At 33.1% G+C, this 11,587-nt stretch carries 13 protein-coding genes; 5 read left to right on the top strand and 8 right to left on the bottom strand.

The window, feature by feature from the left end:
• The first annotated feature begins 813 nt into the window (after positions 1–813).
• From OM075_RS26105 to OM075_RS16745, 5 genes are all read left to right on the top strand, one after another.
• On the top strand, positions 814–1,062 hold the full coding sequence (locus OM075_RS26105) for a type II toxin-antitoxin system RelE/ParE family toxin (protein WP_363321628.1): 249 nt from the start codon (positions 814–816) through the stop codon (positions 1,060–1,062).
• Entirely contained in the window at positions 1,046–1,354 is a 309-nt protein-coding gene (locus OM075_RS16760; protein ID WP_301191693.1) for a helix-turn-helix domain-containing protein, read from the top strand. The genes OM075_RS26105 and OM075_RS16760 overlap by 17 nt, the downstream gene beginning before the upstream one ends.
• Positions 1,355–1,578: 224 nt before the next feature.
• A complete protein-coding gene (locus OM075_RS16755; RefSeq protein ID WP_301191692.1) occupies positions 1,579–1,824 on the top strand; it encodes a hypothetical protein in 246 nt (81 codons plus the stop codon).
• A gap of 269 nt (positions 1,825–2,093) precedes the next feature.
• The gene (locus tag OM075_RS16750) at positions 2,094–2,438 is read left to right on the top strand and encodes a type II toxin-antitoxin system RelE/ParE family toxin (protein ID WP_301191691.1); all 345 of its coding nucleotides are present in this window, start codon (positions 2,094–2,096) and stop codon (positions 2,436–2,438) included.
• Between the two features lies 1 nt (position 2,439).
• Complete coding sequence (locus tag OM075_RS16745; RefSeq protein ID WP_301191690.1) at positions 2,440–2,730, top strand: helix-turn-helix domain-containing protein; 291 nt, start codon at positions 2,440–2,442, stop codon at positions 2,728–2,730.
• A 74-nt stretch (positions 2,731–2,804) separates the two neighbouring features.
• Here OM075_RS16745 and OM075_RS16740 read toward each other — a convergent pair whose 3' ends face one another.
• The 8 genes from OM075_RS16740 to OM075_RS16705 all read right to left on the bottom strand — a co-directional run bounded on the left by OM075_RS16740 (position 2,805) and on the right by OM075_RS16705 (position 11,566).
• Positions 2,805–3,392, bottom strand: coding sequence for a hypothetical protein (locus OM075_RS16740; RefSeq protein WP_301191689.1), 588 nt, complete (start codon positions 3,390–3,392; stop codon positions 2,805–2,807).
• A 77-nt stretch (positions 3,393–3,469) separates the two neighbouring features.
• The gene (locus OM075_RS16735; RefSeq protein ID WP_301191688.1) at positions 3,470–3,919 is read right to left on the bottom strand and encodes a hypothetical protein; all 450 of its coding nucleotides are present in this window, start codon (positions 3,917–3,919) and stop codon (positions 3,470–3,472) included.
• 273 nt (positions 3,920–4,192) lie between these two features.
• Complete coding sequence (locus OM075_RS16730) at positions 4,193–5,410, bottom strand: GAF domain-containing sensor histidine kinase (RefSeq protein ID WP_301191687.1); 1,218 nt, start codon at positions 5,408–5,410, stop codon at positions 4,193–4,195.
• Positions 5,411–5,546: 136 nt separating this feature from the next.
• Positions 5,547–6,731 (bottom strand): acetyl-CoA C-acetyltransferase, encoded by a 1,185-nt coding sequence (locus tag OM075_RS16725; protein ID WP_301191686.1) that lies wholly within the window; start codon positions 6,729–6,731, stop codon positions 5,547–5,549.
• 45 nt (positions 6,732–6,776) lie between these two features.
• Positions 6,777–7,505 (bottom strand): lysine 5,6-aminomutase subunit beta, encoded by a 729-nt coding sequence (gene kamE, locus OM075_RS16720; RefSeq protein ID WP_301191685.1) that lies wholly within the window; start codon positions 7,503–7,505, stop codon positions 6,777–6,779.
• Positions 7,505–9,094, bottom strand: coding sequence for a lysine 5,6-aminomutase subunit alpha (gene kamD / locus OM075_RS16715; protein WP_301191684.1), 1,590 nt, complete (start codon positions 9,092–9,094; stop codon positions 7,505–7,507). Before kamD ends, kamE begins: the two co-directional genes overlap by 1 nt.
• 11 nt (positions 9,095–9,105) lie before the next feature.
• Positions 9,106–10,707: a lysine 5,6-aminomutase reactivase ATPase KamC gene (gene kamC, locus OM075_RS16710; protein WP_301191683.1), complete on the bottom strand. Its 1,602-nt coding sequence runs from the start codon at positions 10,705–10,707 to the stop codon at positions 9,106–9,108.
• On the bottom strand, positions 10,697–11,566 hold the full coding sequence (locus tag OM075_RS16705; protein WP_301191682.1) for a hypothetical protein: 870 nt from the start codon (positions 11,564–11,566) through the stop codon (positions 10,697–10,699). The genes kamC and OM075_RS16705 overlap by 11 nt, the downstream gene beginning before the upstream one ends.
• Between the last annotated feature and the right edge of the window lie 21 nt (positions 11,567–11,587).

Raw genomic sequence — 11,587 nt, 5'->3', positions numbered from 1 at the left:
CTTAGCCTCTAATGTAGGGTTGCTTGCATACCCTACAGATTGGAGGGTTTGTTGAACTAAACAATATTCCAGCAACTAATCTGTAAAGTGTTAATCATGTGATTTTTACTTATAGTGTTTTAAATGGCATTTTTAAAGCTTTTTATATGGTTTTATCGTTGTCATTTTTGTGATATTTCAGTTAATAATAAACCATCTTAGAAATTTGCATCAGGTAATTACGGGGTGCAGGAGTCTGATTTTTCAAGTAATGGTGTATTTACGCAAAAAAATTGCTCGCTGATAATTTTAAATTCATGAACTGCTTTACAAGCTTGTTTTAGGTAAGATGCTCTACTCATTACAATTGTATTTAAAAATTACTAATGATAGAAGATGTAATTATCTTACGAATTTTGTTAGTTATAGCCTAAGCTCCCGCTTTGAGGGTTTAGTTCAACCCGCTAGAATAAAGCATATGGGGTTCGTGATATTTAGAGGTTTAGTTTGGTAATCGAAAACCGCCAAATCGCAGATTTTGCTTTAAAATGAAAATGTAAAACAAATATGCGTTTTGGCTCAGTAGAGTTTTGAAAGGTTAGGTTGCTAAATCTCCACACGCTTCATTTTTTCACCTTTGCTAATAATACATGAATATCAGATGCATATAAAATGTTATAAAATTGGAAGTAGTTGTCTAATTAGATAACTTTGTATAGAGTAAAATTTAACCAATTGGAAAACTTTAAACGGACAATACAGGTATTTGAAAATTATTTTTGGGATTTTTATAAGGTTCAAACAAAGAAGGTTCAAGACAAAATAGATTAGACAATTGGACTTGTTCAAAGCTTAAAAATAGTACCGAAAACATATTTTGACCACATTACTGGTACTGACGGACTATGGGAAATAAGGGTGAAAGTAGGTAGTGATATTTATAGAGTGTTTTGTTGTTTTGATGAAGGGATTTTAGTGATATTATTCAGTGGATTTCAGAAAAAAACTCAAAAAACACCGAAAAAGGAAATTGAAACAGCAGAACGATTAAAAAATGAATACTTCGATGGAAAAGAAAAATGATAGCAGATTGACTTCTTGGGATGACCATCTTGATAAGAAGTATGGAAAAATAGGTACAGAATCTAGAGAGAAATATGAAGAAGAGTTTGAAGCATTCAAAATAGGCGTGCTCATTCAGGAAGCAAGAAAAAAACAGAATTTAACCCAAGAGCAATTGGCAAAAAAGGTAGGAACAACAAAAAATTATATATCAAGAATAGAAAATAATGCAAGTGACATTAGGCTTTCAACATTAATGAGAATTATTCGAGAAGGTTTGGGAGGACACCTAAAGTTATCTGTTGACCTATAAAATTACTATTAGCACCATGCGCTAATAAAAAATTGCCAGTACGTTATATTTTGGAGATTTACATCTCGCATCAAGTTAGGTAATACGTCAATTGACAACTCTTTCATCCTGTAAACGTTGGGCAATATACATGTGATAGTTTCCCAATAAATGGAGTAACTGGATTAGAAGGGGTAGTTATTGATAAAAATACAGGAGAGAGGATTGAAAATGTTCAGGTAACCATGGCTTCTAATTATGAAACAATAGAAGCGAGAACTGATAAGAAAGGTTATTTTTATGCTATAGACTTTTATACTTGTGGAGGGATAATAAATAAATGCGATGACAGTTTTACTGCTATTTTCGAGAAAGAAGGATACAAAACTTTAGAACTTAAAGAAAATTATTTGTTGGATTCAGAAACAGGATATCTTAATGAAATAAAAAAAGATACAGTTACTTTTCTTATGATCCCGATAATAGAATAAACTAGTAATGTGAATCAAGGATTGAAACTTCTTTTATAATATCAATCAGTTAAGGATGTCATCCCTAAAACCCAGACTTTCTATCCTTTTCTTGATAAAAGAAAGTAAGCAAAGAAAATCAAGACTGCACCTGCTTCATTATAAAAAACTTGTTTTTATATTCACTAGTCGAGGTCAATAGTGAAACATTTATGCATGACTCAAATTCCCAAACGGTACAAAAAATATAATTGACTTTGAAAAAGTAAACCGAATAGTTAACTTTGTAGATGATTCGAAAGATAATAGCATACAGGAACAACTTTGTAGACTTTTATACAAGTCAAGATTTAAAAGTTCAAGTAAAAATTGAATATGTACTTGATTTAGTAAGGTTTGAAAGACTAGTTCCGAAGAAATTTTTTAAGTTATTAGAGAATACGGATGGAATATGGGAAGTCAGAGTAATAACTACATTTAAGAGTATTCGGATATTATGCTTTCAAGATGAAGGAGAACTTGTTGTATTAACAAATTGTTTTGTAAAGAAAACTCAAAAGACACCGAGAAAGGAAATAAAACTAGCAGAAAGATTGAAAAAAGAGTACTTAACAGAAAAACTTGGAGGACAATAAGATGAAAAACGTTACAGACTTTGAAGACTTACTAAAAAATAAGTATGGAGAAAAAGGAACTCCCAAAAGAGATAAATATGATGCGGATTCCTTAGCTTTTAGATTAGGAGTAATGCTAAAAGAAGCAAGAAAAGAAGCCAATGTTACACAAGAAGAATTAGCAGAACGTACAGGAACTAAGAAAAGCTACATATCCAGAATTGAAAGAGGACAAAGTGATATTCAAATATCCACATATTTTAAGTTGATTGAAATTGGTTTAGGTAAGCACTTAAATATATCAATAGGATAAATAGCTACGATAGGAAATACAAAATCTTATTTATAGAGAAATATGTTGTTGCTTGTTAAGGTAGTGTCTCATAACTATTGATTTAATATTTTATTTAATTTTAGCCCAAAATCACAAAGCAATTTTGTTTCCTCAATATCAACTGATTTAGGGAGTTTAAACAGGCAATATTTATCTTTAAATTCAATTTCAATTTTTGGAGTTTTTTCAAACAGGTTCACTAAATCTTTAGAGATCCAGGATCGTAATTTCTTTTCATCTTTAGTTAATACGTAGAACTTTTTGCTAAAACTTTTATACTCTTTAAAATCAATTTCCGTAGGAGAGAAAAATTCAATCAGTTTATCCATTAAGGTTTCCGGTCGAAAGTAGGAGTGACCAAAATCAATATCAGTGGCTATGAATCCGAATAAATAATCTGAATCATCAGTTTCCTGGTGTCCGCCAATACGATCAACAACCTGATAGCTATAAGAATATTGTACGTGGCATAATATAAAGTTGTTTAGGCCTTTATTAACCTGCCACGTATTTACAATTCTTGGATTTTCCTTCATATTTACCAGATCAAAATATCTTAAATCAAGGTTCTGATACTCGATGATGTTATATTGTTTTGTTAACTCGTTAAAAATATTTTGTATGGTAAGTTGGTTATTCATAATAATAGGTTTTGTTTAGTTTAAGTGTTGATATTTAATAGATTGCAATTAAGTTGTTACCCACCTTATAAATGCCTTTATTCAACAAATATTTTATAAATCGCAGTTTGTGTATCATATTCAAACGCTGAATTTTCAACTGAAATTTCGTTGTATTTTGTATAGCTGCAACATTCTCCCATTTTTCTTTCAGCATCTACATAAAAACTAAATATTTGCTGGTCAGAAATACTAATATTCAAATTCACAATTTCTGTTTCCCAACCAATGGAGCCTATCTGAATGAGGTTGATATTATCTTCAGAAATAAACATATAATCTATAGGTTCATTGTTTTTAAGCGCATTGGTGATGGTTAGGTTTTCAGGATCAAAAGTATTGTTGGTAAATAAATTTTCACCACTGGTTTTGTCCACAATTTCAAAAATAAAGTTTTTAGGAGGAGTAAAGCACTCTCCGCAATCATCATCTTTGCAACCCAAAAGAATACTTACTGTCAGGATTAATAGTAAATGGATGTTTTTCATGTTTATTATTTCTTTATATGTTTTTATTGATGATGATTTGATTTATATGTGGTTGCGTTGCGCGCATAATATTTATTGAAAGCCTATGCGTTATAAAACCTTTATCCGTTTATTGTTTGTGTATTGCCAATAACCACTTCGAATATAATATTTAATAATTCAAAATTATTGATATTTTGTTGTAGAATTATCTTAATTGGAAGATAAAATATGATTTAGATGAAAACAGAATATGGATTTTATAAGATGTGGTTGATATTTTAGATTTGAGTTTTAGATTGTTATTTTAACCGTTGTTCCTACATTGATTGTACTGTCAACATTTATAGTAGCACCAATTTTATCAATAAATTCTTTGGTTAAAATTAAGCCTATTTGTGTACTGATGTGCTCTTTAGAATTTAACGATTGTTTAATACTGTATTTAAATAAATTTTGTAAATCAGGTTCAGGTATACCAATTCCGGTATCTTTTATGGAGATAATATGTTTGTTGTTTTGCCGGGTAACTTTAATATTGATTTTACCTTCTACTTTGTTGTATTTTATTGAATTGGAGATTAGATTTCTCAAAATAGCAGTAAGCATATTTTTATCTGTATTGATCATCATTTCATCAGAATCGAAGGATGTATTTATATGAACGGATTTTAATTTAAGGGCAAGATTAAAGAACGATAAAAGTTCTTTTATGATTTCATTGATATTTACAGGCTCTATATGCGCTTTTAATTTTACCAGATCAATTTTTGACCATTTAAGCAAATTATCAAGAGTAGTAAATGATGAGGAACTAATTTGACTTAGTGATATCAATGTTTTTTTTAATTCAGATGAATTGAATTGATCAAAATTAGAAGTAATTAATTGTAAAAACTGATGGATGGTACCTAGGTTACCTCTGATATCATGCGAAATAAGAGATAGAAATTTTGTTTTTACTTCGTTAATTTCTTCAAGTTCTTTATTGTGCAGAATAAGTTGTAAATCAACCTCAATATGTTGTTTGATTTGGTGTATTAAATCAATAAAGTCATTGCTGAAGTTGTTTTCTTTGTGATCTAAAACACAAACAGTACCGAAGCATTCTCCATCAGGCCAATTGATGGGTACACCCAAATACGAAATCATATTAAGATCAATATCCGGATTGTTTATACGCCATATTGAACTTTTTAATGCATCAGAAACAATAAGTTGTTTTTGAGTACCAATTACAGTTTCGCAATACAAACCATATTTTAGAGGTGTTTTTTCGTGTAAAACATAGGGATTGTTATCGGTGTTACTTTTTAGAAATACTTCAATAGAATCTTTATTCAACCGCATAATCAGTCCCGAAGGAACGTCTACAATTTTAGCTAGTGTATCAATTAATGTCTGCCATTTTGCAATGGTTAAATCATTAATATCAGGTTTGGAATCAGATGTAATATTTACCTTTTTTAATTCGTGCGTATCGCGAATTGTAACATTTGTAAAATTTTCCATACCATTCCCCTCGTATTTTAACCTATTCAAGTTAAGAAATAAACGGGTACGTTACTAATGGTTTTGATATACAGTATTAAAAAATAGATCTATTTACATATAAGTTGATGTTAGATGTAGAGCGTAAATCAGTATGCTATACCCCTTCAATACACATGGCTATTCCCATACCTCCTCCGATGCAAAGAGAGGCTAATCCTTTTTTTGATTTTCGTTTGACCATTTCATGAATCAGTGTAGTTAAAATTCGTGTACCACTGGAACCAATGGGATGCCCCAGAGCAATAGAACCACCATTTACATTGGTGATTTCAGGATTTAGATGTAACTCCTGCATAAGAGCGAGAGATTGGGCCGCAAAAGCTTCATTGGCTTCTATAAGTTCTAGTTCTTCAAGTGACCAATTGGCTTTTTGTAAGGCCTTTTTGATGGCTTCTACAGGTCCCAGACCCATGTATGCCGGATCTGTACCATGCCAGGCGTAGGAGGCAATTTTAGCCATTGGTTTCAAATGATACTTATCGCAGGCTTGTTTGCTGGCAACAATAACAGCAGCGGCTCCATCGTTAATACCTGAGGAATTTGCAGCAGTAACTGTTCCTTCCTTTTTAAAGGCCGGACGGAGTTTGGACAGTGATTCTGGTGTTACCCCAAACCGAACAAATTCATCCTGTTTAAAAATGATTGGATCTTTCTTGTGCTGTGGTATTTCTATTGGAACAATTTCTGCCTCAAAGCGATTTTTGTTAATGGCTCTTTCTGCTTTATTTTGAGAGTTGGCAGCAAACTCATCCTGAGCTTCCCGGGATAAATGATATTTTTCGGCCAGGTTTTCGGCTGTTAGACCCATGTGGTAATGGTTAAAAATATCTGTTAATCCATCATAAATCATTGAATCTACCACGGTTTGATCTCCCATTCTATAACCTGTTCTTGCCTTTGGGAGTAGGTAAGGAGCTTGCGACATACTTTCTGAGCCACCTGCAATTATGAGTTCACTATCTCCGGCAATAATGCTTTGTGCAGCAAGTGCCACACTGCGTAAACCTGAACCGCAAACCATATTTATTGACATGGCTGTTTTTTCAACAGGGATACCTGCTTTAATGGCTATTTGTCGTGCAACATTTTGACCATGACCAGCTTGTAAGATACACCCCATTAATACCTCATCAACTTCGTTTCCTGTGAGTCCGTTTCTTTTAAAAAGTTCTTTAACTACAGTAGCACCCATTTCTGCAGGAGATATATTTGATAATGATCCGCCAAAGCTTCCAATGGCTGTTCTTGCCGCATCAACAATATAGATTTCTTTCTTCATGATTTAAGTTTTTCTTTTAAATGAGATTTTACCAAATTGATAATTTTAGTATTGCATTGCCTTACTAGCCATTTTCTCTACTATAAATGACGCCACGTTTTCCGGATAAGTACCTCTGCCAAATCCGGCATCGTAACCAAGTTCCATAGCCAGTTTATTTCCTATTCTGGGACCTCCGGCAATAACAATGATATCCGATCGGATTCCTTCAGCTTCCATCAGTTCAATTAACTCAGTCATGTTATGAATATGAACCTCTTTTTGAGTGACAACCTGAGATACTAAAATGGCGTCGGCTTTTAGTGCAATTGCTTTTTTTATCAATTCTTCGTTTGAAACCTGGGCTCCAAGGTTATAGGCTTCTATCATAGGATATCGTTCCAGTCCATAATGCTGATCAAAACCTTTCATATTCATAATGGCATCAATACCTACAGTATGTGCATCGGTTCCGGTACAGGCACCAACCACTACAACTTGGCGTTTTATATGCTCTTTGATAAAATCGTTTACCTCATAAAAATCCATTGATTTACTGACATCTTCCACTTCAATCTTATCGTAATCTATTTGTACATGAGTTTTTCCATAAACTACAAAAAAGGAAAATTCATCAGATAAAGCATTCGAATAGACTATCTCCACTTCATAGAATCCCAGCTTATGGGCATATTGTTTTGCAGCTTCATCAGCCTTGGCTGAGTGACGAACAGGTAGTGTAAAAGACAATTGAACTGCACCGTCGTTTATCGTATCGCCGTAAGATTTAATCATCATTTTATTTTCCTCCTTTCAATAGCTATTGATTTAAGTCCCAATTCATTTTCCAGATACTCATACACAGGATTATAATAGTCTGGAGATTTTTCGTAGACTCCATCCAATCCCTTTCCTCCATTTTTAGGGCGACTGATTTCAGCAAACATTTTTTGTTCGATAGCATTAAATAAGCCTTTGTTGTTTACTTCTTCTAAAAACGAAATGGTTTGATCCAGTACTTCTTTAGCTCTGTTTTGAATGAGGCCATCCTTTTTAAACTCAATATCATTGGCAAAGTCTTTTATGTTATTCATGATATATTGGGCGTTTGAAACGGCCAAAAAGCGATCTTGCATAAACGGAGTATGAATGGCTTCGGTAAGCATACCCAAAAGCAAAATGCTTTGATTGGTAGCCTTGGCAACAAAGTTGAACATGGCATTCATAATAAAACCTTTAAAAATATCTCCTGTCATATATTTGGTTGGAGGCATATATTTTAAGGGAGCTTCAGGGAATATTTCTCTGGCCATTTGAGCATGAGCCATTTCATAAAGAAATCCGTTTTCTTTATCAGGATTCATTTCAAAAGCATGTCCCAGTCCCATAAGGCGTGCAGGTAATCCGCTATCGTAGGCAAATTGCTCATTAATAAATTGTGAAGCAGTTACTGTATAAGCCTTTTCGTAGGCATCAGAAGTAGTTAAATAATTGTCTTCTCCAGAGTTGATTGTGATATCAGCAAAGGCGTTGATCATTCTGGAGAACTTCTGATCTACAAAGGTTCGATACATGTTAATATCACGGAATAAGATTCCGTACATCGAATCGTTGAGCATCATATCCAGTCTTTCAAGTGCTCCCATGGCAGCAATCTCCGGCATGCATAAACCGGAGCAGTAATTGACCAGACGAATGTATTTGCCAATTTCTTCTCCAACTTCATCTAATGCCTTACGCATGATTTTGAAATTTTCCTGAGTTGCGTAGGTACCTCCAAAACCTTCTGTTGTGGCTCCATAAGGAACATAGTCCAGCAAACTTTGTCCAGTTGTTCTGATTACTGCAACAATATCGGCTCCCTGTCGTGCTGCAGCCTGTGCTTGTTTTACATCTTCGTAAATATTACCTGTGGCAACAATTAAGTAGAGCAGGGGACTGTTTTCTTTATTTTTATACGCAGTGATCTTTTGATTTCTATAGTCCGTATTTTGTTTTACTCTTCTTGTAAATTCATGAATGAATTCCTGAGCTTTGTTCTCGATTAAAACTTTGTCTGTTAGTGTAATCGTTGATATGTCAAGACCTTCTGCAATCTGTTTGTTGAGTTGTTGCGGAGTCGCATTTTTGCGTATTAATGCATTGATATAATAAGTGGTAGCTCCAAATTCAATTTTATTACCCAGCGCATCAACAATTAAATTAGGAACCGGAATACCATCAGTGTTAATACCGTCAGCACCCAGTATTCTTAGCGTAGCTCTTTCTATAGTATCTGTTGTATGCTTTGAAATATAATCATTTACAGGTTTGACAATTTGTTTAGCTAATTGCCGGGCTTTTTCTATTTTATGCTGATCCAGATTTAGTTTTGAGTATGACATGGTTTACGGTTTTATTCAGTTCCTTTATTATTTAAATATTGATTGGCCTCTTTTAGGATATTTTCATCTAAACCTAATAGTTTGGCAATGGTAAGCGCATCAAAAGAAGGAGGAGAGCCATTGTCCTTTTCAACTTCGTATTGCATGAAAGCATTCATGACTTTTATTTTTTCATTTATGTTAGTTTTCGTTGTGTGGGTATAGAATTTTTTAAAATTGTTATCATTCAATCCTTTCATTTTGTATTTAGATACCCCATTAATATTGGGAACATCGATGAAATGAGTTGAACAGAAGCTGGTTAATTGAGTAGATTCCGATAAGTGCTTTAAAACAGCATATAAAATGGCTTTAGCCTCGGTTGCATTGGTTGTTTGAGCCAATTCATCAACTATAAATAAACCAGGGACATCCTTGCACGATAAAATCTTGTTTAAGAGATAAATTTCTTCACCAAACGAACTCAATCCTTTTGTTTCTGATTTGCTCGAATTACTGAGGATATGTATGGATTTAAAGACCTGAGTTTTAAAATTTATGGCAGGTACATAAAAACCGTATTGAGCTAATAATTGCAGAAAGGTTAGCGTTTTAAGTAAAACTGTTTTTCCTCCCATATTTGAACCAGATAGCAGTATCGTATTACGATCAAAATCTGCTGTTAACGGAGTATATTTTAATCCTGCCTTTGAATGTTCATCTTCCAGAGACAGCCATCTTCCAAGAGATACATTTATAGTTTGATCTTTGCCGAGATGAGGTTTGTTTAGATTAAACAGAACAGCCAATCTAGCTTTAGCCATATTGGTATCAATCCATTCAATATGATTGATGTATTGATTAATTTGTTGTTCTTCATGATGAATAAGACCAGATAATTGCAATAAGACCTGTTTTTCTTCCTCAGCTTCCTCGTTTAACAAATCTTCCTTTGTTAATAGGGCGTTGATATAGTCTGAAGGAAAAGCAGGTTTAACCATCATCATAAGGCTATCATAAAATTCAGTTTGAATCAGACTACTTTTAAATAATTGAGTTTTTGAATTATTTACAAGTAAGAAATCATGATCTGTAAAATCAAGATTCAGGTTACTTTTGATATTCTGGTAGATCGTTTTTTTAAGTTCGGATATTATCCTATCCTGTTCTACAATCTTACTTCTTGTTTTTAGTAAATCATCACTAAATGAAGAGGATAGATAAAATGTTTCACTTTTGTCATTATTGGGAGATAAAGCAATTAATAAAGAGGATGATTTGAAATCAATATCAATGAATTCTTTAATATTTGAAGGTAATGTTTGAGCAATTGCTTTATAATGGATTAAAAGCTTTTTAATAAGCAATAAGTCAGCGGCGTCAAAATCTTCTTTATCTAGTGTATTTAAACGGTCTGTTTTAGATAAATGGTATTCAACTTTTATGGCGTAATCAATGTTGGTTTTGATAAAATCAATAAAAAGATCCGTAGTTGTATATTGTTTTTCCAGCTCATCATAATCCACGATAAATGATGCCCTCTCTTTGGCTTCTAAACCATAAGGAGAGTGTGGTTTGTATAAATTGTAAAACCACTCAAAATTGGAAAATAGTATGGCATCTTTAACAGGCATATGGATTGATAATTAGTTCTGCATTAATGTGTTCCTGATTGTACCTTTCAATAAACTCAGTGCTTTCAATCTCTTTTAAAATCACCACAAAGCCATTCAGATTATATATGGTTTGAACTCGTATTATTACTTGCTTTTGTAATTGTATAATTTGCTTGTAGTTAAGGAAAATAGACGTGAAGTTGTCCACCTCTAAGCAGGCAATATCTTCAGGTATTTCTGTAATTTTTGAAGAGGTTAAGGCACCTTTAAGTTGGTATGTTCTTGCAATGGTATCATAATTACTATTTGATTTTAAGGATGAACTCAATGCAAGTAGTTTGCAGGTTTCAAGAGCTTTTGCAAGTGTTCTTTTATTAATGCTGATGACATAAAAGAACCCTGCGTTTTTAAATGAGCTAAGTGGTGTTTTCCTGTTTGCAGCTCCATCAATTACAATAGTCTTGCAATTGAGCTCATTCCTTAAATAATTAATAATACAGGTTAACTGGTTGTTATTCTCCGGTCCAACCAGTTCAATTTTGCCGCTTCTTAGGTTTTGTGCAATTACTATTTGACCCAAAGTTGTATAAAATGGAAAAGCCTTAAGTAATTTAAATTGACCATCGCTTTTCTTAATCATAGCAAGCGATGTAACCACTATGTCATGGGGGAATGTTGATATTTGAGGTTTGCTTCTACCATCTATCAAATCCCTGATCTCACCATCTATACCTACCGAAAGAAATGTAGGAGTGACCTCTTTTCGAATATAGCTCAAGGCCAGATTCATAAAAGTTGTTTTACCCGCATTTTTTCCATTGCCCAGGATAAATGTAGTGTGATTTAAAAACTGATATGACCAATGATTACTTAACACTTTTATTTCTTTTTAAATCAT

It is taken from the genome of Plebeiibacterium sediminum (genome assembly GCF_026013605.1).
Taxonomy (GTDB): domain Bacteria; phylum Bacteroidota; class Bacteroidia; order Bacteroidales; family Marinilabiliaceae; genus Saccharicrinis; species Saccharicrinis sediminus.
This window is presented reverse-complemented; position numbering and strand designations above follow the sequence as displayed.